A 23,546-nucleotide genomic window follows, 5' to 3' on the forward strand; every position below is an offset into this window, starting at 1 on the left:
CACCCATCGCAGCATGCTTTTTGCTACGAATACAGACTTTATGTCAGTTTGGAAACGTAGGGCGGCGGGATTATGTTGCAATGCAACAAATGACGCGAGGCGCCGGTGGCGCTCAGCTTGCCTCGCGCAGCAGTTCGGCCGTCTGCAGGTCGACAGAGACCAGCTGGCTGACGCCCTGTTCGGCCATGGTGACGCCGAACAGGCGGCTCATGCGGGCCATGGTGATGGGGTTGTGGGTGATGATCACGAAACGGGTCTCGGTGGAGGCCGCCATCTCGTCCATCAGGTTGCAGTAGCGCTCGACATTGTGGTCGTCGAGCGGCGCATCGACCTCGTCGAGGACGCAGATCGGCGCGGGATTGGTGAGGAAGACGGCAAAGATCAGCGCCATGGCGGTCAGCGCCTGCTCGCCGCCGGAAAGCAGCGTCATCGTCTGCGGCTTCTTGCCCGGCGGGCGGGCGAGGATCTCGAGGCCGGCTTCCAGCGGGTCATCGCTTTCGATCAGCTGCAGCTCGGCCGTGCCGCCGTTGAACAGGTGGGTGAAGAGGCGCTGGAACTCCGCGTTGACCACCTCGAAGGCCGCGAGCAGGCGTTCACGGCCCTCGCGGTTGAGGCTCTGGATCGCGCCGCGCAGCTTGCGGATCGCATCGATCACGTCGTCGCGCTCGCGGATCAGCGCGTCGAGCTTGTCGGAAAGCTCCTTCTGCTCCTCCTCCGCACGCAGGTTGACGGCGCCGAGACGCTCGCGCTCCATCTTCAGCCGGTCGACCTCGCGCTCGATGTCGCGGACATCGGGAAGCGCCGCACCGGGAGCGACACCGGCCAGCCGCAGAACCTCATGCGGGGCGACGCTCAGCGTCTCCTGAATGCGCAGTTCAGCCTCGTGGCGCCGCTCCGCCGATGACACCAGGCGCTCCTCCGCGCGGCCGCGCTTTTCGCGGGCTTCCGCCAGTTCGGCGAGCGCCGTGGTGGCGACGCGGTCGGCGTCGCGCTGGCGGGTCTCGGCTTCGACGAGGCGATCGGCGGCGGTGCGGCGCGTCTCCTCCGCCTTCTGCAATTCCGACAGCAGGCTGCGGCGCTTCTCGTCGAATTCTTCCGGCGCCGCCTCCAGATCGGCGATCTCCTCGCGGGCCTCCTGCTCGCGGTCGCGCAGCGTCGCGACATGGTTCTCGGCGCTCTCCGCACGCGCCTGCCACGCAGAGCGCTCCTGGGCGATGGCGGCCAGGCGGCGGCGACGGGCTTCGGTCTCGCGGCTGAGGCCTTCGTAACGGGCGCGGGCCTCCGCCAGCACACTGCGGTCCGTCGCCACCGCCAGTTGCTGGTCGCGCAGGCGCTGATCGATGCCGGAGAGGTCGGGCGCGTCTTCGAGTTCGATGCGGGCGTTCTCCTCCTGAAGGTGAACGTCCTCGATCTGCGACCGGACCTGACTGGCGGCCTCCGTCACCACGTCGCGGCGGCGCAGCAGATCGCCGGCGGCGCGCTCGGCCGCAGCCAGCGCCTCGCGCGCTTCGGCAAGCTGGCGGGTGGCGATGCGGCTGCGGTCGCGGGCATCGGCAAGACGCGCTTCCTCGGCAGCAATGCGCCCCGCGGCGTCGGAGAGAGCCGCCTCGGCGTCGGAGAGGATGATCCTTGCCTCGTCCAGCTCGGTCTCCAGTTCCGAGAGGCGGTTCTTCTGGGAAAGCCTGAGGGCTGCCGCACCGGGCGCTTCGGACCCCGCGACATGCCCGTCCCAGCGATAGACCGCCCCCTCCGGCGTCACCAGCCGCTGGCCGGGCTTGAGCTCCGCCATCAGGCGGGCGGCATCTTCTGCGGCGACCACGCCGATCTGCGCCAGACGGCGCGTCAGTTCCGGCGGCGCGGAGGCCCGAGACAGCAGCGGCTCGCAGCCGCCTGGAAGCGCGGGGTCGGCCGAGGCGTCGCCATTGACGGTCCAGAAGGCGGGTGCTGCCGGGTCGGTGGAACTCTCCAGGTCGTCACCCAGCGCGGCGCCAAGGGCGGCCTCGTAGCCGCGATCGACCCGGATCGCTTCCGCGACCGCCGGAAAACCGCCGGACACTTCACCGGCCGCCAGCATGCGGGAGATCGTGCGCGCCTCGGTCTCAAGGCCATTCAACTGCGACCGGGCCGCATCGACGGGCCGCCTGGCTTCGACCTCTGCGGATCGCGCGCCGGCCAGGGCGCCCTCGACGTCTTCGGCCGCGGCGGCGGCTTCCTCAACGGCATATTCCGCCGCGTCGACCACTTCACGGCGTTCGGCCGGGTCGTCGAGCGCCGACAGCCGTTCCGATATCGCTTCCAGTTCCGCTTCAGCATCCTGCATCTGCCGGTCGAGCCGCTGGCGGCGCTCAGCGAGGTCGCGGATTTGCCGCTCCAGCTGGGTGCGGGAGGCGGCCGCCTCCGCGCGTTCGGCGGTGACGGCGGCAAACAGCCGCTCGCTCTCCGCCAGCGCTGCCGCTGCGGCCTCGAAGGCTTCCCGCACCTCCTCGGCTTCTGCGCCGGGATCGGCCAAAATGTCGTTGATCTCCTGCTCTTCCTCGTCGAGCTTGGCGAGGAAGCCGGCATTGTCGGCGGCGAGTTGTTCTTCGCGGCGGATGTCTTCGGCCAGCTGCAGGAGCCGGCGGGACAGTTCGTCGCGACGTTTCAGGAGGCGGCCCGCCTCCTCGTCGAGTTGAGTGCGGGCGATCTGGATGCGCTGCAGGGCGGCGCCCGCCCTCGCCTCCTCCTCGCGCAGTTCCGGCAGCTTCAGGCTGGCAATCGCCTGCGCTTTTGCCGCCTCCATCTGTCCTTGCGCCTTTTCGGCGACGACCATGGTGGCCTGGTTAAGCGCCGTTTCCGCCTCGAGCTCGGCTTCACTCGCCTGCGCCCAGCGGATGTGGAGCAGCATGGCGTCGCGGGCGCGAATGTCGGCCGACAGCATCTTGAAGCGGTTGGCCTGTCGCGCCTGCCGCTTCAGGCTCTCGATCTGGCTTTCGAGCTGGGCGGTGATGTCCTCCAGCCGTTCGAGATTGCCTTCGGCGCCGCGCAGCCGCAGTTCGGCCTCGTGACGGCGCGAATGCAGGCCGGAAATGCCGGCGGCCTCTTCCAGCAACTGCCGGCGCGCCTGCGGCTTGGCGTTGATGAGCTCGCCGATGCGCCCCTGCCCGACCATCGAGGGCGAGCGGGCGCCCGTGGAAGCGTCGGCAAACAGGAGCTGGACATCCTTGGCGCGGGCTTCCTTGCCATTGATTCGATAGACGGAGCCGTTCTCGCGCTCGATGCGGCGCGACACCTGGATCTCGTCGGAATCGTTGAAGGCGGCAGGCGCCGTGCGATCCGAATTGTCGAGGAAGAGGGCAACTTCGGCGGTGTTGCGGGCCGGCCGGTTTCCGGAGCCGGAAAAGATCACGTCGTCCATGCCGGACGCGCGCATGTTCTTGTAGGAGTTTTCCCCCATCACCCAGCGCAGCGCCTCGACGAGGTTCGACTTGCCGCAGCCGTTGGGGCCGACGACGCCGGTCAGGCCGCGCTCGATGATGAACTCGGTCGGTTCGACGAAGGACTTGAAACCGAGGACGCGCAGCTTGTTGAACTTCATGCGGCGCACCAAGGGCGGGCGGCGGACACAGGGGTGCCGCCGCCGGTCAGATCATGAACGGTCTCAGAGCAAGCTGTCGATAAGAGCCGACATGCTTTCAACAGACATGGCCCCCGCATAGCGTTCGCCGTTGATGAGGAAGGTCGGCGTCGAATTGACGCCGAATTCATCGGCACCACGCTTCATCGTTGCGTTCACATCATCGAGAAGTTGCTGGTTCGTCAAGCAGGCCTGGAAAGTCTCCTGTGAGAAACCGGCCAGTTTGGACATTTGCAGGAGTGCCGCACGGCCGTCTTCCGCCGCCGCCCAGGTGTTCTGCTGCTTCATCAGCATCGAGACCATCGGGAAATACTGCTCCGGCGTGCTCGCTTCCTGCGGGTTCGACGGGTTGCAACGGGCGAGCATGAAGGCGGCCGCCGCGCGCGGATCGAAGGGGAACTCGCGGATGATGAAGCGGACCTTGCCGGTGTCGACGTACTTCGTCTTGATCTCGTCGAAGGTCGTGTTGTGGAAGGTCGCGCAATGCGGGCAGGTCATCGACATGTACTCGATAATCTGAACCGGGGCGTTCTCCTCGCCGATCGCCATTTCCGGCAGCGGGCCGAGCTTCAGAGCCTCGGTCATATCCACTTCGCCCTGCGACTCGGGCATTTCCTGGGCGAAGGCTTCGGTCGCCGAGAGGGGCAACGCCAGCACCAGGGCTGCCGCTGCGACGCCGCCCATGAGTGCGCGCCGGGTGATGGTGGTTTCGGTCATCGTCATCGGACACCTGCCTTAGAGTGCAAATAAAGGTCGCCATTCCGTATCGTGCCCTCAAGACAGGAACAAGGTGGCGAAGAGTTAAATCCTTCAAAGCTTTGTGACACGCGCCAGCTGAACGGCAGCTGTACGGGATCAGCGCTTCTTCTGCAGGACGGCGGTGCCGAGACGGGCAACCGCCTTTTTCAGTGCATCGCCTTCGATCCCCTCCATCATCCCGTCCAGGCGTCTTGCCGCCTCGCCCTTCAACGGCTGCGGCCGGGGACGATGCTTCGCCGTCTGGGAGACGGGCTTCTGGACGATGCGGATCTGATGGACGGCCGGAAAGCCGAAGAAGGCGTTGATGCGGGCGATCAGCTCGCCCTGGGCATGGGTCAGGAAGAGCGCCTGCGCGCCCTCGCAGGCGATCGTCAGGACACCCGGCCGATAACCTCCCGCCTCGTCGGAGGCATCCCGGCGCGGCCAGGCGATCTTCTCCGGGCGGCTGCAATCGGCAAACTGCTCGCCGGCGATCTCGTCCCAGGAGCCGAGGAGCGCCGTGGAAATGCCGGCGCGGCGCGCCAGCACCGGATCGATGATGCCGTTGGCCAATTCGGCGATCTGCATCTCGCGCCGGGGGCGAAACGGCTTTGCATCACGGGCCATGCTCGATCTCCGTCATAAGGTCTGTGCGGCTAAGGCAGTTCTCTGGATGGGACTGAGGCCGGCTCTATCGTTGACGCTCCAAGGCATCTCGGCGATAGAGAGCCTTTAGAACAGAAGCACAGGCTTTTCCAGCGCGCGTGAACGATCTTCAGGCCATGAACCGGACACTTCTCGCATGGTACGACCGGCACCATCGCGAACTGCCTTGGCGTGTGCCGCCCAAGGCTTCCGCACAGGGGCTGCGGCCGGACCCTTATCACATCTGGCTTTCCGAGGTGATGCTGCAGCAGACGACCGTGCAGGCAGTGAAGCCCTATTTCGCCAAATTCCTGGGGCTCTGGCCGACGGTCGCCGATCTCGCGGCGGCGCCCACCGAATACGTCATGGCGGCCTGGGCGGGGCTTGGCTACTATGCCCGCGCCCGCAACCTGAAGAAATGCGCCGAGGCCGTCGCCAGCGAGCATGGCGGCGTCTTCCCGGACACCGAGGCGGGTTTGCGCCGCCTGCCGGGCATCGGCGACTATACCTCTGCTGCGGTTGCCGCCATCGCCTTCAACCGGCCCTCGGCGGTGATGGACGGCAATGTCGAGCGGGTGATCTCGCGGCTCTACGCAATCGACGCGCCCCTGCCCGGTTCGAAGCCGGAGATGAAGCGGCACGTGGCGGAGCTGACGCCCCAGGATCGGCCCGGCGACTTTGCGCAGGCGATGATGGATCTCGGCGCGACGATCTGCACGCCGAAGCGTCCGGCCTGTGCCCTCTGTCCTCTCAACGATCGCTGCCTGGCTCTTGCCGAGCACGATCCGGAACGTTTTCCGGTGAAGGCCGCGAAGAAGGAGAAGCCGGTGCGGTTCGGTGCAGCCTTCGTCGCGGTCAATCCGGAGGGCGCCATCCTGCTGCGGCGGCGCGTGGAGAGCGGGCTGCTGGGCGGCATGACGGAAGTGCCGACCACCGCCTGGACCGCACGGCTCGACGGCGGCCAGACGATCGAGCATGCGCCCTTCCCCGCCGGGTGGGAAAGCTGCGGCACCATCGTCCACGTCTTTACCCATTTCGAGCTCCGCCTCAGCGTATTTCGCGCAGTGACTGCCGAGGTGGGACTTCCGGATCCGGGCTGGTGGGAGCCGGTGACCAATCTTCATGCGCAGGCGCTGCCGACCGTCATGAAAAAGGTAATCGCGCAGGCTATTCCACGCGCCTTCGAACCACACCCAAGCTAGCAAGGAACCCAGATGGCAGGCCCGATCAAACATATCGTCTTCGACATCGGCAAGGTGCTGATCCACTACGACCCCAACCTCCCCTTCAGCCGGGTCATTCCCGACGCGGAGGAGCGCGCCTGGTTCTTCGCCAACGTCTGCACCCATGAATGGAACCTGGAGCAGGACCGCGGCCGCTCGTGGAGCGAGGCCGAGGCCCTGCTGATCGGGACGTTTCCGGAGCGCGAGGAGCAGATCCGCGCCTTCCGCAAATACTGGCCGGAGATGGTGCCCTATGCCTATGAGGACAGCGTCAAGATCATGGAAGGGCTGATCGAGGAAGGCCGGGACGTGACGATGCTGACGAATTTCGCGGCCGACACCTTCCGCCACGCCCGCGAAATGTATCCGTTCCTCAACAAGCCGCGCGGCGTCACGGTCTCGGGCGAGATCGCGCTGATCAAGCCGGACCGCGAGATCTACGAAAAGCATGCGCGGGATTTCGGCCTGGAACCGCAGTCGACGCTCTTCATCGACGACTCTCTTGCCAACGTCGAGGGAGCCAGGGCCGCCGGCTGGCAGGCGGTGCATTTCACCGATGCGGCGAAACTGAAGACGGACCTTGCCTCCTTCGGGATCGCCGCCTGACGACAAGACATGACGCCCGGAGGTCAACCTCCTCCGGGCGTCATTTTATTCCCTTCCGGGACTGGAGGTACAAAAACCGGAAGGCGAATATCTGCTCGCGGCCGGTGGATCGTCAGCCGAGATTGCCGAGATTGCTGCGGATGACGGCCCGCAGGTCGTCGATCGGGCGGAGCGCCTTGCCGTCGTCGAAGTGCCAGAAGGTCCAGCCGTTGCAGGCGTCGAGCCCCTGGACCTTTGCACCGAGGCGATGGATGGAGCCCGCATCGCCGCCGGCAGCCAGCGTGCCGTCGGCGCGGATGATGGCGCTCCAGCGACGCTTGGCGTCCGTCAGCACCTGACCGGGCTTGACCAGGCCGCTTTCGACCAGCGTGTTGAAGGCGACACGGGGCTCGGCCTTCTTGCCGGTCATCACCGTCAGTTCCGCCTTGCCGAGCGGCTCGACGGCTGCAATGCGGGCGGTGGCGGCATCGATGTAGTCCTGCTCGCGCTCGATGCCGACGAAGTTGCGGCCCAGACGCTTGGCGACGGCGCCGGTGGTGCCGGTGCCGAAGAAGGGATCGAGGATGACGTCGCCGGGCTTGGTGGAGGCCATGATGACGCGGGCGAGCAGCGCCTCGGGCTTCTGGGTCGGATGCACCTTCTTGCCGTCCTCGCCCTTCAGGCGTTCGCCGCCGGAGCAGATCGGAAACAGCCAGTCGGAGCGCATCTGGACGTCGTCGTTGGAGGCCTTCAGCGCATCGTAGTTGAAGGTATAGGACTTCGCCTTGGCATCGCGGCTGGCCCAGATCATCGTCTCGTGAGCGTTCTGGAACCGGCGGCCCTTGAAGTTGGGCATCGGGTTGGTCTTGCGCCAGACGATGTCGTTCAGGAGCCAGAAGTTCAGGTCCTGCAGCATGGCGCCGACGCGGAAGATGTTGTGGTAGGAGCCGATCACCCAGATGGTGCCGTTCGGCTTCAGCACGCGGCGGCAGGCGAGCAGCCAGGCGCGGGTAAAGGCGTCATAGACCTCGAAGGAGGCGAACTGGTCCCATTCGTCGTCGACCGCATCGACCAGCGACTGATCCGGACGGTGAAGCGCACCGCCGAGCTGCAGGTTGTACGGAGGATCGGCAAAGATCGCATCGACCGACTGGTCGGGCAGCGCCTCGAGTGCGGCGACGCAATCGCCCTTGATGATGGTATTGAGCCAGGTGGATGGCCGAGCCTGCTGACGCAGATCGGCAATCGGAAGGACTGCTGCCATGGGATACTCGCTCTTACGCTTACTCGGGACTGTTTTTACTGACTGTTATGGTTACCTATGTTGGTTACCAAAGCCTGAAGGTGGCGTCGGATTTCGGGAATATTTGGCGCTATGGCCACCAGACCGCGACTGCTGTAAAATCAGCGCATGAGGAAAAGAGAGGCGATCGAGAAGCTGACGGCACAGGCCGACGCCATCCGGGCGCTCGGCGCCACGTCGCTTTATCTCTTCGGATCGGTGGCCCGCGACGAGGCAAGCGCCTCGAGCGATCTGGATCTGTTTATCGATTATGACCCGGCGAAGAAGTTCTCACTTGTCGACCTGACCGGTATCAAGCTCTTCCTCGAGGAGGAACTTGATACCGAGGTGGACCTGACGACGCGAAACAGCTTGCACGCTCGACTGAAAGACAGGATCGAAAACTCTGCGATCCGGATCTTCTGATGGCACGCGATATCGAACTGTTTCTTGACGACATCCTGGACATGATTGCGGTGATCGATCGATCGCTGGTCGGAAAGGGCCGCGTCGATTTCGACAACGACTACATGCTGCAACTTGCCATACAGCGGGCGATCGAAATCGTATCGGAAGCCAGTAGGCACATACCGTCTGAGCTCCTGGAGCAGGCTCCGGAAGTTCCATGGCCCTCGATACGCGGCATGGGTAACATCCTGCGACACCAGTATCATCGCATCGTAAACGATGTGATCTGGGATGTCGTCATCCATGACCTGCCAATCCTGCGGTTCGCAATTCTTTCAATGAAGACGAGGCTGTAGCGCGGAGCATCCCTGATCACGCCGCATGCACTGCCTTGCTGTCCTCCGGCGCCTCGGCGCGTTCGAACATGCCGTAGTCGCGCACGACGTGGCCGATGCGCAGGCGGTAGTCGGCGAAGATGCCGTTGCGGCCGGCCTGCTGCGCCGCCCGGTGCACCTCCAGGGTGCGCCACTGGCGGACCGCCTCCTCGTCGCGCCAGAAGGAGAGCGAGAGGAGCTTGCCGCGCAGAGTCAGGCTTTCGAAGCGCTCGATGGAGATGAAGCCATCGACCTTCTCCAGTTCGGCGCGCAGGTCACCGGCGAGATCCAGGTATCGGTGCCGCTCCCCCATGTAGGGCAGGACTTCGAAGATGACGGCGATCATGGCTTCACCTGCGGGCCGTGCGGCAGGGACAGGTTCTTCAGGAAGATGCGATCCTCCTTCAGGATGAAGCGCTCCCGCTGCGCGAACTCGTAGTTCTCGCGGCCAAGCGGGTCGGCGGCAAGCCGTGCCCGATAGGCTTCGTAGGCGGCGAGGCTTTCTATGTTGTAGACGCCGTAGGCGGTCGTCGCGGAGCCTTCGTGCGGGCCGAAGTAGCCGATCAGACCGGCGCCGCAGCGCGGGATCGCCTCACCCCAGGTGCGGGCATAGGCCGCGAAGGCGTCCTTGCGAAAGGGGTCGATCTCATAGCGGATGAAGCAGGTGATCATGGTCGTCTCCTTTGATGTCCTGCCACGATAGCCTGTTGATCGGCGGGAATGCTTCGGCTACGATCGAACCATGAAAGAAGGTCCAGACATTGCCCGCATCGGAACGCTGATCGGCGATCCCGCCCGCGCCAACATGCTGACGGCGCTGATGGGCGGTCAGGCGCTGACGGCGACGGAGCTGGCGCAGGCGGCCGGGGTGACCCTGCAGACGACCAGTTCGCACCTCTCGAAGCTCGAGGACGGCGGGCTGATCTCGCAGCGCAAGCAGGGACGGCACCGCTATTTTGCGCTGGCGGACGCGCAGACAGGCGCACTGCTGGAGGCGATCATGGGGTTTGCCGCCAGCCGGGGCCATCTGCGCCACCGGCCGGGACCCAAGGATCCGGCGCTGCGCAAGGCGCGCGTCTGCTACGATCACCTCGCCGGCGACTATGGCGTCCGGATGCTCGACAGCCTGATCGCCAGCGGCGCGATCCGCGCCGACGGCACGGAACTGAGCCTGACGCCCGAGGGCAAGCGACGGCTTTCCGAGGTCGGCATCACCCTGAACGCGCCGACCTCCTCCCGGCGGCCGCTCTGCAAGTCCTGCCTCGACTGGAGCGAGCGGCGCTCGCATCTGGCGGGCGTGGTCGGCAAGGCATTGCTGGCGCATTTTCTGGCGGAGGGCTGGGCACGGCGCAGCGGCGACAGCCGCGCGGTGCTGTTCAAGCCCGAGGGAGAGCGGATGTTCCTGTCGCTCTTTCCCGCGGGACCGATCGGCCCCGACGCCTGAGGCCGGCAGCCGGCCAAAACCCTCCGAGCCTCCCGCTGCGCTCTTCCCTGCCCTGCCGGCGCGAGAGTTGAGCATCGGGACCCCATCGTATAAAAGACCCGCCTCAGCTTCGAAAAGGCATTTCCATGAACGGCTTCGACCTCATCATCTTCGATTGCGACGGCGTGCTCGTCGATTCCGAAATCATCGCGGCACAGGTGGAATCACGCCTGCTGACGGAAGCCGGCTATCCGATCAGCACCGAGGAAATGGGCGAGCGCTTTGCGGGCATGACCTGGCGCAACATCCTGCTGCAGGTGGAGAAGGAAGCCGATATTCCGCTCTCGGCCTCGCTGATCGACAAGTCGGAAAAGCTGCTCGACGCGCGGCTTGCCCGCGACGTGAAGATCATCGAGGGCGTCAAATTCGCGCTGGCGCGCCTGTCGACGCAGCGCTGCATCTGCTCCAATTCCAGCATGCACCGGCTGGACATGATGCTGGAGAAGGTCGGGCTGAAGCCGTATTTCGAGCCGCACATCTTTTCTGCGAAGGATCTCGGGCCGGACCGCGTCAAGCCGAAGCCGGATATCTTCCTGCATGCGGCCAAGCAGTTCGACGTCTCGCCGCAGAAGGTGCTGGTGATCGAGGATTCGGTCCACGGCATCCACGGAGCCGCTGCGGCGGGCATGCGCGTCGTCGGCTTTACCGGCGCCTCGCATACCTACCCGAGCCACGCCGACCGCCTGACGGAGGCCGGCGCCGAAACGGTGATCGCGCGCATGACGGATCTGCCTGCGGTGGTTGCGGCGCTCGGCGAGTGGGCCGACGCGGTCTGACGGCAGGCGCCTTCGCGGCGCGTTATCTTTTCGCGGGAATGTCGAAGCCGAGTCGGACGCGAGTGAAGCGCGAGGCGCCCCCCTGCGCATTGGGGATCTGCACATCCGGCTTGCTGAAGATGAACTGCGTACCGGCGGCCGGCATTTCGACCGGGAAGCTCACCTTCTGCGAGTAGATGACGTTGTCGCCATCGACGACTTCCACCAGCACCGGCAGGGTGATCTGGCCGGCGGTCACCGCAGGACCCGCAACGACACGGCCCTGGGCCACGACGTTGATGGTGATCGTGGTTTCATTGGCGGTGCACTGGCGCGTCGCGTCGGCCAGCGAGGCCTGGTAGATCAGCTTCTCCGGGTCGTCCTGGCCGCCGCGTGCATAGGTCTGGTAGACCGCCGTCTCCTCGCGCATCACCACCGGCGGGCAGAAGGCCTGTACGACGGGCATCGCCGTCTCGGCCTGTGCGCCTGGCGCTGCAGAGGTCAGCCCCGAGGTGGGCGAAGAGGAGTTGCAACCGGCAACCAGGGCCAGGAGAGAAACCGACAAAAGCCTGCGCGTTACCGTGCCAAACACTGAACTCACCCTTCTCAACATCTTATCCTGTCCACCTGCGGCGTACGGAAGATGAGTTCTTCCGGCCTTTCGCCGTGGATTTTCATGGTCTATATCAGCGGCGCAAACAAAAATCGATTAGGGATTCAAGGTCGTGGAATACATTTCTACCCGTGGAGAGGCTCCCGCACTCGGCTTCCGTGACGCCTTGCTGGCCGGACTTGCCCGCGACGGAGGGCTCTACGTGCCGCGCGAGTGGCCGGTGCTGACCAAGCGGCAGATCCGCGACCTGCGTGGCAAGACCTACCAGGAGGTCGCCTTCACGATCCTGAGCCACTTCACCGGCGACGAAATTCCGGCCGAGAAGCTGCGGTCGATGATCGACGACGCCTATGCGACCTTCCGGCATCCGGCAGTCGCACCGCTGGTGCAGACGGGACCGAACGATTTCGTGCTCGAACTCTTCCATGGCACGACGCTGGCATTCAAGGATGTCGCCATGCAGTTGCTGGCCCGGTTGATGGACTATGTGCTGGCGGAGCGCGGCGAGCGTGCCACCATCGTCGGCGCCACCTCCGGCGATACCGGCGGCGCAGCGATCGACGCGTTTGCCGGCGGCAATCGGACCGATATCTTCATCCTTTTCCCCAAGGGCAAGGTCTCGCCGGTGCAGCAGCGCCAGATGACCACGTCGACCGAGGCCAATGTCCATGCGTTGGCGATCGAGGGGAATTTCGACGATTGTCAGCACCTGGTGAAGGAGATGTTCAACGATGTCGCCTTTCGCGACCGCGTGCAGCTTTCCGGCGTCAACTCCATCAACTGGGGTCGGATCATGGCGCAGGTCGTCTACTTCTTCACGGCAGCCGTTGCGCTCGGCGGTCCGGACCGGAAGGTGTCCTTCACGGTGCCGACCGGCAATTTCGGCGACATCTTCGCCGGCTATGTGGCCAAGCGCATGGGCCTGCCGATCGACCGGCTGGTGATCGCCACCAACGACAACGACATCCTTGCCCGGACACTGAAGACCGGGCGCTACGAGATGCGCGGCGTCAAGGCGACGACCTCGCCCTCGATGGACATCCAGATCTCCTCGAACTTCGAGCGGCTGCTGTTTGAGGCCTATGGGCGTGATCCCGCCGCCGTGCGCTCGGCCATGGCGAGCCTTCGGCAATCCGGAGCATTCGAAATCCAGCCGGAGGCGCTGAAGGCGATCCGCAAGGAGTTCCGGGCTGCCCGGGCCACGGAGAAGCAGGTGGCCGAGACGATCCGGGAGACGCTGGCCGAGACCGGCTACCTCATCGACCCGCATACGGCGACGGGCGTCTTCGTTGCCAGGAAGCACGCCCGGAGCAACAGCCCGATGGTGACGCTTTCGACGGCCCATCCGGCCAAATTCCCGGCGCCGGTAAAATCCGCTTGCGGAATTGACCCGGCGCTTCCATCATGGCTCGCCGATCTCATGACCAGGGAGGAGCACTTCGACATCCTGCCTGCAGAGCTGAAGGACGTCGAAAACTTCATCGGCGGACACGCCCGAGCAGGCAAGTGAGTGGCGGCGGTGCCAGAAAGACAAGCAATGAATGTGCAAATGACTCGGCTTTCTTCCGGGTTGACGGTCGTAACCGAGGCCATGCCCCATCTGGAGAGCGTTGCCCTCGGAGTGTGGATCAAATCCGGATCGCGTAACGAGACGGAAGAGGAGCATGGCATTGCCCACCTCCTCGAGCACATGGCCTTCAAGGGAACGGCGCGGCGCAGCGCCCGCGACATCGCCGAAGAAATCGAGAACGTCGGCGGCGAACTGAATGCCGCAACCTCGACCGAAACGACCTCCTATTATGCCCGCGTGCTGAAGGACCATGTTCCGCTGGCGGTCGATCTTCTCGCCGACATCCTAACGGAATCGCTCTTCGACGAGGAAGAGCTGCGACGCGAGAAGCATGTGATCCTGCAGGAGATCGGCGCGGCGAACGATACGCCCGACGACGTCGTCTTCGACAAGTTCTCCGAGGTCGCCTATCTCGGCCAGACGATCGGCCGGCCGATCCTCGGCACGCCCGAAAGAGTGCAAAGCTTCGCGTCCGGGCAGATCCGCAACTATCTGTCGCGCAATTACACCACCGACCGGATGTTCGTCGTGGCTGCCGGCGCCGTCGATCACGACGTCTTCTGCAAGCAGGTGGAGGAGCGCTTCGCGACGCTGCCGCAAACGCCGAGCGCGCCTCCCGTTCTGGAGGCGGCCCGTTATCTCGGCGGCGAGACGCGCGAAGTGCGCGATCTCATGGACGCACAGATCCTGCTCGGCTTCGAGGGCAAGGCCTACCACATGCGGGACTTTTACTGTTCGCAGATCCTCGCCAATGTGCTGGGCGGCGGCATGTCCTCGCGGCTGTTCCAGGAGGTGCGCGAGCACCGCGGCCTTTGCTATTCCGTCTACGCCTTCCACTGGGGCTTCTCCGATACCGGCATCTTCGGCATCCATGCCGCGACCGGCGGCGAAGATATTCCAAGCCTCGTTCCGGTGATCATCGAGGAACTGCGCAAGGCGTCGGAAACCATCCACACCCAGGAAATCGACCGGGCCCGGGCGCAGATCCGCGCCCAGCTGCTGATGGGCCAGGAAAGCCCCGCCGCACGGGCGGGCCAGATCGCCCGGCAGATGATCCTCTACGGGCGCCCGATTCCGAACAATGAACTGATGGAGCGGCTCGAGGGCATCACCTCCGAGCGCCTGACGGACCTGTCCGGCCGGCTGTTCTTCGACACTGTTCCAACGCTCTCGGCCGTCGGTCCGATCGAGAAGCTTCCGCCGATGGAGGAACTGTCCGCAGCGCTCACCCTTCAGGCGACCAAGAAGCAGCGGGCCGCCGGCTAGGGATCCTGCTGGCTGTCCGGAACACTATCCACGAGGCAGCCAGCCGGCAGCCGTCCCGCAGCCCCGTCCGGGGACTGCCTCCAGTGTCGGAGTTTTCGGCACTTCACGTCAACCGGGAGCGTCCGCGGCCCGATGAGCTTCTGGAGTGGGACATGACGAGATCGATGTTTCGGTTTTTGTCACGGCAGCCGGAAGGCCCGCTTCTTTATGGCGATGCCCACCTCCTGCGTCTCGCCCGCCATGGCGACTACGGCCAGTGGCACAGCCTCCGCTCCGAAAGCCGTGGCTTCCTGCAGCCGTGGGAACCGCGGTGGCGCGACGACGAGCTGACGGCGTCCTCCTTCCGTGCCAGGGTCGATCGCGGCGTCGACGAACACCGGGCCGGACACTCCGTGCCTCTCCTGTTGTTCGAGCGGCCAGGCATGACGCTGCTCGGGGGGCTGACCATCGGCTATATCCGGCGCGGCGCGGCGCAGAGCTGCATGATCGGCTACTGGATGGGCGAGCGCCATGCGGGCCAGGGACACATGGAATCCGCCCTTAAAATTGCCATCCCCTACATCTACGGCCAACTTCAGTTGCACCGGATCGAAGCAGCCTGTATCCCGGAAAACTGGAAGAGTGTCCGGTTATTGGAAAAAACCGGATTCGAGCGGGAAGGTCTTTTGCGACAGTATCTCAAGATCAACGGCGAGTGGCGGGATCACGTGATGTTCTCGCGACTGCCGGAAGATGGTGAATTCGGGAAGATGATGAGGCCATGACCGCCCGCTACAGAAACATGGCGGGTCTCCGCTGGGTGATGATGCTGATGATCACACTGGCGGCAGGATTGCTCGGCCAGGTCCCTGCGGCGCTGTCGTCAGAGCCGGTGAAGATCTCGCGTGACGACACCGCCCTCGATCTGACGGCGATGACGGACATCCACACCAACCAGGGGGAAGCCTTCCAGGTATCCACGGCCGCCGGTGCGGACGGCATCCGCCGCCGCATCGAAGTGCGTGCCAGCTCTCCCGATCACAATGGCGACTGGGCCGTCTTCTCGCTTGCCAACGTCTCGGAGGAACAGCTCGAGCGGGTGATCGTCGCGCCGCATTTCCGACTGGCGGGATCGAAGATCTTCTGGCCCGACCTCGGCTCGCAGCGGATCATCGCGATCACGCCGAGCGAGGGTTTCGCGCTCGACCGGGAGCAGAGCCCGGATGCCGACGTCTTCCGCATCACGCTCAACCCCGGTTCCGTCATCACCTTCGTCGCCGAGCTTTCGACACCGACCCTGCCGCAGCTCTACCTTTGGGAGCCGGCCGCCTACAAGGACACCGTCAACGCCTTCACCCTCTATCGCGGCATCGTGCTCGGGATCGCCGGCCTCCTGGCGGTGTTCCTGACGATCCTCTTCGTGGTGAAGGGGACCTCGATGCTGCCGGCCGCGGCAGCGCTCGCCTGGGCGGTTCTCGCCTATATCTGCGTCGACTTCGGCTTCCTCGACAAGCTGATCAGCATCACCGCCAGCGACCAGCGTATCTGGCGGGCCGGCGCGGAGGTGGCGCTCGCCTCCAGCCTGGTGATCTTCCTCTTCACCTATCTCAACCTGAACCGATGGCACGTGCATCTCGGATACGCGACGCTCGCGTGGGTGCTCGGGCTCGGCCTCCTCTTCGGCGTCGCCATCTACGATCCGTCGATCGCCTCGGGGATCGCCAGGCTTTCCTTCGCGCTCACCGCAACCTGCGGCATCCTGCTGATCTTCTACCTGGGTCTGAGCCGCTACGACCGGGCGATCCTGCTGGTGCCGACCTGGGCACTGATCCTCGTCTGGCTGTTCGGCGGCTGGCTGACCGTGACGGGGCAGCTCGACAACGACATCATCCAGCCGGCGCTCGGCGGCGGCCTGGTGCTGATCGTGCTCTTGATCGGCTTTACCGTCATGCAGCACGCCTTTGCCGGCGGCGCCTACCAGCAGGGCCTGTTTTCGGACCTCGAACGCCAGTCGCTGGCGCTCACCGGCTCCGGCGACACCGTCTGGGACTGGGACGTCGCCCGCGACCGGGTGGTGACGACGCCTGACCTGTCCGGCAAGCTCGGCCTGTCGGCCGGCACGATGCACGGCCCGGTCCGCAACTGGCTGCCCCGGCTGCACCCCGACGACCGCGACCGGTTCAAGGCGACCCTCGACGTTCTGCTCGAGCATCGGCGCGGGCGGCTCAGCCACGAATTCCGCATCAGGGCAGAAGACGGCCATTTCCATTGGCTGCAGATCCGCGCCCGGCCCGTGCTCGGCTCGAACGGCGAAATCATCCGCTGCGTCGGGACGATCGTCGACATCACCGAACAGAAGAACTCGGTGGAGCGGCTGCTGCAGGATGCCATGCACGACAATCTGACCGGGCTTCCCAACCGGCAGGTCTTCCTCGACCGCCTGCAGTCCGTGCTGACGCTCGCCTCGACAAATCCCAACGTGCGCCCGACCGTGCTGGCGATCGACATCGACCGCTACAAGCAGGTGAACGACGCGCTTGGCATCGCCGCCGGCGACAACATCCTGATCGCGCTGACCCGCAGGCTGCGGCGCCTGCTGCGGCCGCAGGATACGCTGGCACGGCTGTCGGGAGACCAGTTCGGGCTGATCCTCGTCTCCGAACCGGATCCTGCCAAGGTGGCGGACTTCGCCGATGCTGTGTCGCAGGCGATCATGGTGCCGATCAATTTCGCCAACCGCGAGATCATCCTCACCGCCTCGATCGGGCTGGCGTCCTGGGTCGACCGCCAGGAGAACTCGACGGAACTGCTGAGCGACGCCGAGCTTGCCATGTACCGCGCCAAGCGCGGTGGCGGAAATCGCGTCGAGCCGTTCCGGCCGATCTTCCGCACCTCCGGCACGGACCGCCTGCAGATCGAAACCGACCTGCGACGCGCCATCGACCGCAAGGAACTGTCTCTCGCCTACCAGCCGATCATCCGCCTCGATAACGGCGAGATCGCGGGCTTCGAGGCGCTGATGCGCTGGGAGCACCCGCGGCGCGGCAGCATACCGCCGTCGGACTTCATCCCGATCGCCGAAGCCTCCGACCTCATCGGACCGCTGGGCCTCTTTGCCCTGGAGCGCGCCGCGGCCGACCTGATCGACTGGCAGCGACAGACCGGCGCTCTGCCGATCTTCCTGTCGGTCAACCTGTCCAGCGCACAGCTGCTCAACAACAATCTCTACAACGACGTGCGCGCACTTCTGGCGAAGAGCGAATGCGATCCTGGCCAGCTCAAGCTCGAGCTGACCGAGTCGCTGATGATGGAAAACCCCGAGCAGGCCCGCCTAGTGCTGACCAAGCTCAAGGAGATCGGCCTCGGGCTTGCCCTTGACGACTTCGGGACCGGCTATTCCTCGCTGGCCTATCTGACGCAGTTCCCGTTCGACACGATCAAGCTGGACAAGGCCCTGGTGAAGGATGTGCAGGACCGGCGCGCCGTCTTGCTGCGCTCCGTAATCAGCATGGCCCGCTCGCTGGAGATGGACGTCGTCGCCGAAGGCATCGAGACCGACGAGGACGCGGCGGAGCTGGCGAAGATGGGCTGCCAGTTCGGCCAGAGCTTCCTGTTCGGCCCGCCGACCACCGGCGAGGCGACGCTTCGGCTGCTGAAGGAAAGGTTCCCACTGACCAAGCGCGCCTGACGCAGCACCTCCAGCCCGCAGACGCAGAAAAGCCCGCTCCGGCAACCGGAGCGGGCTTTTTCATTCAGGCAATCAGATCAAGCCTTGTCGACGATCTTCTTGACGCCGTCCTTGACCTCACCCTTGGCCTGCTGGCCATGGCCCTTGGCTTCCTGAGCGGCGCCCTTGGCTTCCATCTCGTGGTTGTCGGTCGCATCACCGGCAGCCTGACGCGCCTTGCCGGCCAGTTCGTTTGCCTTGCCTTCGATCTTGTCGCCAGTGCTACCCATGTCAGGTCTCCTTCTTGATACGGCCGGGAATGGCTCGTTGGGAAGAAGAACGCGGGGCCGCAAACATCGTTCCGACGCGCCGCAGCGGCGGATCAAGCGTGTCCGGCTTCGCTCGACAGGGCGGCTGGCGAGATGCCGAGGAGCGCCAGCGCACGCTCATACTTGGTGTCGACCGAAGGGTCGAAAATCAGTTCGTCGGCGGAGGGACAGGTCAGCCAGCCATTGCTGGCGATCTCGGTTTCAAGCTGGCCCGGGCCCCAGCCGGCGTAACCGAGCATCATGGTTGCACGCTTCGGCCCATTGCCCTTGCTGATCGCCCGGATGATGTCCAGGGTTGCTGTCAGGGAGACCTCGTCCGTCACCGGAATGCTGGATTCCCCAACGTAATCGTCGGAATGGAGCACGAAGCCGCGCCCCGATTCCACCGGCCCGCCCATCAGTACCGGGAGCTGCCGCACCTCGCTCGACAACTTCGTGAGGTCCTCGCCGCCGAGTATGTCGAGATGCTCCAGCACATCGAGGAAGGAAACGGGTTGATGGCGGTTGATGATGAAGCCCATGGCGCCGGCCGGCGAATGCGCGCAGACGTAGATCACGGTGCGTACGAAGGTGCCTTCCTGCAGGCCTGGCATGGCGATCAGGAACTGACCGTCCATAAAGCTCCGCTCGCTCTTGTCCAGTAGAGAAGCTACCACGACTTCCGCCTCCGTTTTTTCCCGGGTCATGGCGATGCGGTGCACACGCCCCAGGCTGGTGATAACTGAAAGATGGGGCAAGGCACTCCGGCAATCAACCTAAAATGATCAGCCGGCACCGCCTGATGGCTGGTTCGTGCGACAGACTTCCGATAGAGCATTGCCTCCATGACCACTGACCCAACCACACACGTTTTCGCGAGCCGCCGGCCGAGGACTTCGATCGCCTCGCTGCTCGTCCTGCTGCTGGCGTCCGCCGTGCCGGTGCAGGCAGAGATGACCGACTGGGCCACGAACGAGGGCGGGCGCATGCGGCTGGTGGCCCTGCCCCCGAGCCCGGACGGCACCGTGCGTGGTGCCTTACAGATCGAGCCCAACCCCGGCTGGATCACCTACTGGAAGGAGCCGGGCGACGCCGGCATACCGCCGCAGCTCATCGTCTCTGCGGATGACGGCGTGACGCTCGACCGGCTCGATTACCCCGTGCCCAAGCGTATCGACAACGGGACGCTGCGCGACATCGGCTACGACCATCCGGTGACCCTGCCCTTCGAGCTTCGCGTCGAGAACCCGGCACAACCCCTGATCATCGGCGTGTCCGCCTTCGTCGGTCTCTGCCGCAACATCTGTATCCCCTTCCAGGCGGATTTTGCCCTGCAGCTGGCCGGTACCGGCGCCACGCCCGTTCAGGAAGCCATGCTGTTGGCATCGGCGGAGGCAAAGCTTCCCGAAGCCCCTTCAGGCGACTTTGCGCTGACCCATTACGCGCTCACCGGCAACGACAGGCTGCGCCTCAGGCTGCGCCTGCCGGGCGCCCTCGCCGCCCCACCCCAGGTCATCGTCACCGGGCCGCAGGGGCATGTCTTCTTCGACAGCAAGGACGGGCGCCAGGATGGCGAGGACTATGCGCTCGAGGTCCCGATCGAGAAGCTTCCCAAGAATTACGACATGCGCGGCAAGCGCTGGGGAATTCTCGTCATTGCCGGCGATCGCGCCATGGAAACCTCGCTTGCCTTCAATTAGCAGGGACCTATAGTGCGCCCACCGGCCAAGGCGCCGACGCAAGAGGAGACCTGCCCATGACCATCGCTATCGGAGACAAGCTGCCAGCCGCGACCTTCAAGGAGAAGACGACGGATGGTCCCGTGGAAATCAGCACCGATGAGCTGTTCAAGGGTAAGCGCGTGGTGCTCTTTGCCGTCCCCGGCGCCTTCACACCCACCTGTTCGCTCAATCACCTCCCGGGGTTCCTGGAGAACCGTGATGCGATCCTCGCCCGCGGCGTCGACGACATTGCCGTCGTTTCCGTCAATGACTGGCACGTCATGGGCGCCTGGGCGCAGTCTTCCGGCGGCATGGGCAAGATCCACTTCCTGTCGGACTGGGATGCCTCCTTCACCAAGGCGCTCGGGCTCGACATCGACCTCTCCGGCGGCGGCCTCGGCCTCCGCTCCAAGCGTTATTCGATGGTGGTCGACGACGGCGTGGTGAAATCCCTCAACATCGAGGAGAGCCCCGGCCAGGCGACCGTCTCCAGCGCCGCCGCGATCATCGAACAGCTCTGAGCAGCTGCGATTCAAGGCAAGATGAAAACGGAGCCAGCTGGCTCCGTTTTTTGTTTCAGGCCTCAAGATCGAAGATGAGCAACCCTGCCAGTCCGCCGTCCGTGGAGGCGACGATTCGCTCTCCGACCGCCACATGCTCCGGATGCACGAGATAGGCGTCGCGAGCATCCGCGTTCTCGAATGTGACGACAAAGCCGTCGCGGAAGCCGCCGTTCAGCCCCTCCGGAGAGACGTTGGGGCCGTATTTGACCTCCAGCATGCCCGGGACCACGCTCTTCAACGCCGCCACTTCCTCGTAGAGCGCCTGCTTGTCGCTGGACTGCAGGGCAGATTTGAATCTCAAGAACACACAATGAAGGATCATTTGCTACCTCCGCAATCTCCCGTCCGGGCACAATAAGAAGAACGCCACGAAGGGCAACAGGATAAGCGCATTCAGGCGATGTCGAGCAGCAGGGCGCGATGGTCGGAGACTTCCGGCTCCGCGACGACATCGAAGCGCTGCACGTCGACCCCGCCATCCACAAGAAGGTAGTCGGCATAGCGACCGGACTTCTCGTACCAGGAGGTCCTCGTGTCGGTGAAGCCTCGGCCGGTGACGAGGTCCGTCAGCCCCAACCCGCCCAGGATCTCGAATGTCCGGCTGTCGGGCAGCACGTTGAAATCGCCGCAGACGATCAGGCCGTCGTTTGGCTGCCGCACCTGATCGATCACCCTTGCCAGGGCGTGCGCCTGGTCGATGCGGGCAGGCGTGTCCTGCTTTCCCGACAGTTCCCTCAGGCCATGCATCTGGGCGACCGTGAAAAAGCGACGGCTCTCGGCGCTGTAGATGCGGAAGCAATGGGCATTGCGCGAGCGGGGATGCGGACCCCAGTCATCCGCAGAATAGGCCCCGTGCACGAAGGAGAGCGCCTGGCCGACGACCGGGCGACTGCTGCGGACGAAGGTCGCCAGTCCGAACTCCGACGACACCACTTCGTCTCCATCGAAGAGGTCACCGCGTGCCACAGGGGCGAAGAAGGCATCGTGATCCGGCAGGGCGGTCCGGAGGTCGGCAAAGAGGTTGGCCCGCTGCGGCAGCTCCAGCGGGCCGTCGCGGTAGAGGAGCCAACCGTCCGTGCGCCCGGTGGTGCGGGTGACCTCCTGCAGGCAGAGAACGTCGGGATCGGCCTCGCGCAGATAGTCGATCAAAGGTGCGTGGAGACGGCCGCCCCAGGCGTTCAGGGAGATGATGCGCAGCGTCATGGTTCAACCCCTCCCTCGTGGATGCCCGCAGGCGCCTTCGTGCCGCACCATGCGGGTGGCTAGCGTTTCTTGAACGGCGCCATGCCGAGCCTTGCCAGTTCGTCGGCCCGTTCATTCTCCGGATGGCCGGCATGGCCCTTGACCCAATGCCACTTGACCTTGTGGCGCTGGTTGGCCTTGTCGAGCGCCTGCCAGAGCTCTCCATTCTTCACCGGCTTCTTGTCGGCGGTCTTCCAGCCGTTCTTCTTCCAGCCGAAGATCCATTTCGAGATGCCGTCCATGACGTATTTGCTATCGGTGTGCAGATCGACCTCGCAGGCGTCCTTCAGCGCATCCAGCGCCGTGATGGCGGCCAAGAGCTCCATGCGGTTGTTCGTCGTGTCGGCCTCGCCGCCGAAGAGTTCCTTCTGGACCTCGCCATAGCGAAGGATGGCGCCCCAGCCGCCAGGACCGGGATTTCCGGAGCAGGCGCCGTCGGTGTAGATGTCCACGTGCTTCATGATGCAATATCCGGTGCTAGGCCATATTCAACGCTGGAAACGATGGCGCGGTGGAAGCGCAGCTTCTTCAGGTACTCCAGAGGATCCTTCTTGACCACGAGAGCGCCGGCCGGCGTCGTCAGCCAATCGTAGAGGCGGGTCAGGAAGAAGCGCAGAGCCGAGCCGCGGGCAAGCACCGCGAGCGCATCCATTTCCTCTTTCGAGAGCGGCCGCACCTCCCGGTAGCCCTCCAGCAGCGCCATGCCCTTGGTGAGATTGTAGGAGCCGTCCTTCTCGAAGCACCAGGCGTTGAGGCAGATGGCGACGTCATAGGCGTAGAAATCGTTGCAGGCGAAATAGAAGTCGATCAGCCCGGAGAGGTCGTCGCCCAGGAAGAAGACGTTGTCGGGAAACAGGTCGGCATGGATGACGCCGGAAGGCAGGTCGCGCGGCCAGCGCGCCTCGAGGAAGGCGAGCTCCTCGGTGATCTCCTCCAGCAGCCCCGGTTCGACCTCGTCGGCGCGCTCGGCCGATTTCTGCCACAGGCCTTTCCAGCCCTCCAGGGACAGCGCGTTCGGGCGCTTCAACTGGAACCCTTCGCCGGCAACATGCATGGTGGCCAGGGCCCTGCCCACCTCGCGGCAATGCCGTGCTTCCGGCTTCCTCAGCCACATGCCTTCCAGGAAGGTGATGATGGCGGCGGGGCGGCCGGAAAGCTCGCCGAGCAGTTCCCCGTCGCTGCGCGGCAGAGGCAGCGGGCAGGATAGCCCATGGGCCGCCAGATGCTGCATCAGCCCCAGGAAGAACGGCAGGTCCGCCTTCTCCACCCGCTTTTCGTACAGCGTCAGGATCAGCGGCTCGCGCGTCGTATGCAGCAGGAAATTGGAGTTCTCGACACCCTCGGCGATGCCCTTGTAGGAGGTCAGTTCGCCGACGTCGTACTGGGTGAGAAACGCTCTCAGGTCGTCTTCGCTCATGTCGGTATAAACGGCCACTTCGGGTCCTCACAGATCAGGGGGCTGCCGCAGTGGCGCCCTGCGGCGCTTCCCGCAGGAATCATCGGCTGTTCTA

The 23,546-nt window shown here is 64.8% G+C and carries 25 protein-coding genes; 12 read left to right on the forward strand and 13 right to left on the reverse strand.

What is annotated here, in order from left to right; translation table 11 throughout:
* Window positions 1–112: 112 nt before the first annotated feature.
* The 3 genes from EO99_RS0102620 to EO99_RS0102630 all read right to left on the reverse strand — a co-directional run bounded on the left by EO99_RS0102620 (window position 113) and on the right by EO99_RS0102630 (window position 4,978).
* Entirely contained in the window at window positions 113–3,574 is a 3,462-nt protein-coding gene (locus EO99_RS0102620; protein WP_029617090.1) for a chromosome segregation SMC family protein, read from the reverse strand.
* A gap of 63 nt (window positions 3,575–3,637) precedes the next feature.
* On the reverse strand, window positions 3,638–4,336 hold the full coding sequence (locus tag EO99_RS0102625) for a DsbA family protein (RefSeq protein ID WP_029617091.1): 699 nt from the start codon (window positions 4,334–4,336) through the stop codon (window positions 3,638–3,640).
* 132 nt (window positions 4,337–4,468) lie between these two features.
* Window positions 4,469–4,978 carry a DUF721 domain-containing protein gene (locus EO99_RS0102630; RefSeq protein ID WP_029617092.1) on the reverse strand — a complete coding sequence of 170 codons (510 nt, stop codon included), beginning with the start codon at window positions 4,976–4,978 and terminating at the stop codon, window positions 4,469–4,471.
* 155 nt (window positions 4,979–5,133) lie between these two features.
* Here EO99_RS0102630 and mutY point away from each other — a divergent pair, with 155 nt between their 5' ends.
* Both mutY and EO99_RS0102640 read left to right on the forward strand, forming a co-directional pair.
* Window positions 5,134–6,198 carry an A/G-specific adenine glycosylase gene (gene mutY, locus EO99_RS0102635; protein ID WP_029617093.1) on the forward strand — a complete coding sequence of 355 codons (1,065 nt, stop codon included), beginning with the start codon at window positions 5,134–5,136 and terminating at the stop codon, window positions 6,196–6,198.
* Window positions 6,199–6,210: 12 nt separating this feature from the next.
* Complete coding sequence (locus tag EO99_RS0102640) at window positions 6,211–6,825, forward strand: HAD family hydrolase (protein ID WP_029617094.1); 615 nt, start codon at window positions 6,211–6,213, stop codon at window positions 6,823–6,825.
* A 112-nt stretch (window positions 6,826–6,937) separates the two neighbouring features.
* Here the strand turns inward: EO99_RS0102640 and EO99_RS0102645 are convergent, their stop codons facing one another.
* On the reverse strand, window positions 6,938–8,068 hold the full coding sequence (locus tag EO99_RS0102645; protein ID WP_029617095.1) for a site-specific DNA-methyltransferase: 1,131 nt from the start codon (window positions 8,066–8,068) through the stop codon (window positions 6,938–6,940).
* Between the two features lie 147 nt (window positions 8,069–8,215).
* Between EO99_RS0102645 and EO99_RS0102650 the strand changes: the two genes are divergently transcribed.
* Window positions 8,216–8,512, forward strand: coding sequence for a nucleotidyltransferase family protein (locus tag EO99_RS0102650; protein WP_029617096.1), 297 nt, complete (start codon window positions 8,216–8,218; stop codon window positions 8,510–8,512).
* On the forward strand, window positions 8,512–8,850 hold the full coding sequence (locus tag EO99_RS0102655) for a HepT-like ribonuclease domain-containing protein (protein WP_037110918.1): 339 nt from the start codon (window positions 8,512–8,514) through the stop codon (window positions 8,848–8,850). The genes EO99_RS0102650 and EO99_RS0102655 overlap by 1 nt, the downstream gene beginning before the upstream one ends.
* Window positions 8,851–8,866: 16 nt before the next feature.
* On the opposite strand, the gene EO99_RS0102660 is transcribed toward EO99_RS0102655, so the two are convergent.
* Window positions 8,867–9,214, reverse strand: coding sequence for an antibiotic biosynthesis monooxygenase family protein (locus EO99_RS0102660; protein ID WP_029617098.1), 348 nt, complete (start codon window positions 9,212–9,214; stop codon window positions 8,867–8,869).
* On the reverse strand, window positions 9,211–9,540 hold the full coding sequence (locus tag EO99_RS0102665) for an NIPSNAP family protein (RefSeq protein ID WP_029617099.1): 330 nt from the start codon (window positions 9,538–9,540) through the stop codon (window positions 9,211–9,213). The genes EO99_RS0102660 and EO99_RS0102665 overlap by 4 nt, the downstream gene beginning before the upstream one ends.
* A gap of 70 nt (window positions 9,541–9,610) precedes the next feature.
* On the opposite strand from EO99_RS0102665, the gene EO99_RS0102670 reads away from it, so the two are divergent.
* A complete protein-coding gene (locus EO99_RS0102670; RefSeq protein ID WP_029617100.1) occupies window positions 9,611–10,312 on the forward strand; it encodes an ArsR/SmtB family transcription factor in 702 nt (233 codons plus the stop codon).
* 125 nt (window positions 10,313–10,437) lie between these two features.
* On the forward strand, window positions 10,438–11,127 hold the full coding sequence (locus EO99_RS0102675) for an HAD family hydrolase (RefSeq protein ID WP_029617101.1): 690 nt from the start codon (window positions 10,438–10,440) through the stop codon (window positions 11,125–11,127).
* 22 nt (window positions 11,128–11,149) lie between these two features.
* On the opposite strand, the gene EO99_RS0102680 is transcribed toward EO99_RS0102675, so the two are convergent.
* Window positions 11,150–11,719 (reverse strand): hypothetical protein, encoded by a 570-nt coding sequence (locus tag EO99_RS0102680; RefSeq protein ID WP_051679678.1) that lies wholly within the window; start codon window positions 11,717–11,719, stop codon window positions 11,150–11,152.
* A 112-nt stretch (window positions 11,720–11,831) separates the two neighbouring features.
* Here EO99_RS0102680 and thrC point away from each other — a divergent pair, with 112 nt between their 5' ends.
* The 4 genes from thrC to EO99_RS0102700 all read left to right on the forward strand — a co-directional run bounded on the left by thrC (window position 11,832) and on the right by EO99_RS0102700 (window position 18,222).
* On the forward strand, window positions 11,832–13,229 hold the full coding sequence (thrC, locus tag EO99_RS0102685; protein ID WP_029617103.1) for a threonine synthase: 1,398 nt from the start codon (window positions 11,832–11,834) through the stop codon (window positions 13,227–13,229).
* 27 nt (window positions 13,230–13,256) lie between these two features.
* Window positions 13,257–14,555 carry a M16 family metallopeptidase gene (locus EO99_RS0102690; protein WP_029617104.1) on the forward strand — a complete coding sequence of 433 codons (1,299 nt, stop codon included), beginning with the start codon at window positions 13,257–13,259 and terminating at the stop codon, window positions 14,553–14,555.
* Between the two features lie 152 nt (window positions 14,556–14,707).
* The gene (locus tag EO99_RS0102695; protein ID WP_029617105.1) at window positions 14,708–15,319 is read left to right on the forward strand and encodes a GNAT family N-acetyltransferase; all 612 of its coding nucleotides are present in this window, start codon (window positions 14,708–14,710) and stop codon (window positions 15,317–15,319) included.
* Window positions 15,320–15,360: 41 nt separating this feature from the next.
* Window positions 15,361–18,222, forward strand: a complete 2,862-nt coding sequence (locus EO99_RS0102700; protein ID WP_235776749.1) for an EAL domain-containing protein — start codon at window positions 15,361–15,363, stop codon at window positions 18,220–18,222.
* Between the two features lie 77 nt (window positions 18,223–18,299).
* Here the strand turns inward: EO99_RS0102700 and EO99_RS0102705 are convergent, their stop codons facing one another.
* Together EO99_RS0102705 and EO99_RS0102710 are read right to left on the reverse strand one after the other, a co-directional pair.
* Window positions 18,300–18,491, reverse strand: a complete 192-nt coding sequence (locus EO99_RS0102705; protein ID WP_029617107.1) for a CsbD family protein — start codon at window positions 18,489–18,491, stop codon at window positions 18,300–18,302.
* Between the two features lie 92 nt (window positions 18,492–18,583).
* Window positions 18,584–19,216, reverse strand: coding sequence for a YqgE/AlgH family protein (locus EO99_RS0102710; RefSeq protein ID WP_051679687.1), 633 nt, complete (start codon window positions 19,214–19,216; stop codon window positions 18,584–18,586).
* Between the two features lie 138 nt (window positions 19,217–19,354).
* Here EO99_RS0102710 and EO99_RS0102715 point away from each other — a divergent pair, with 138 nt between their 5' ends.
* The gene (locus tag EO99_RS0102715) at window positions 19,355–20,209 is read left to right on the forward strand and encodes a protein-disulfide reductase DsbD domain-containing protein (protein ID WP_029617109.1); all 855 of its coding nucleotides are present in this window, start codon (window positions 19,355–19,357) and stop codon (window positions 20,207–20,209) included.
* Window positions 20,210–20,265: 56 nt separating this feature from the next.
* Window positions 20,266–20,751 (forward strand): peroxiredoxin, encoded by a 486-nt coding sequence (locus tag EO99_RS0102720; RefSeq protein WP_029617110.1) that lies wholly within the window; start codon window positions 20,266–20,268, stop codon window positions 20,749–20,751.
* A gap of 55 nt (window positions 20,752–20,806) precedes the next feature.
* On the opposite strand, the gene EO99_RS0102725 is transcribed toward EO99_RS0102720, so the two are convergent.
* The 4 genes from EO99_RS0102725 to EO99_RS0102740 form a co-directional block, all read right to left on the reverse strand.
* On the reverse strand, window positions 20,807–21,115 hold the full coding sequence (locus tag EO99_RS0102725) for a Dabb family protein (RefSeq protein WP_029617111.1): 309 nt from the start codon (window positions 21,113–21,115) through the stop codon (window positions 20,807–20,809).
* Window positions 21,116–21,186: 71 nt separating this feature from the next.
* Entirely contained in the window at window positions 21,187–21,996 is an 810-nt protein-coding gene (locus EO99_RS0102730; protein ID WP_029617112.1) for an endonuclease/exonuclease/phosphatase family protein, read from the reverse strand.
* Between the two features lie 59 nt (window positions 21,997–22,055).
* Window positions 22,056–22,496 carry a ribonuclease HI gene (rnhA, locus tag EO99_RS0102735; protein ID WP_029617113.1) on the reverse strand — a complete coding sequence of 147 codons (441 nt, stop codon included), beginning with the start codon at window positions 22,494–22,496 and terminating at the stop codon, window positions 22,056–22,058.
* Window positions 22,493–23,470, reverse strand: a complete 978-nt coding sequence (locus EO99_RS0102740; protein ID WP_029617114.1) for a homoserine kinase — start codon at window positions 23,468–23,470, stop codon at window positions 22,493–22,495. Before EO99_RS0102740 ends, rnhA begins: the two co-directional genes overlap by 4 nt.
* Window positions 23,471–23,546: the final 76 nt, after the last annotated feature.

It is taken from the genome of Pseudorhizobium marinum (assembly GCF_000705355.1).
Lineage (GTDB): Bacteria > Pseudomonadota > Alphaproteobacteria > Rhizobiales > Rhizobiaceae > Neorhizobium > Neorhizobium pelagicum.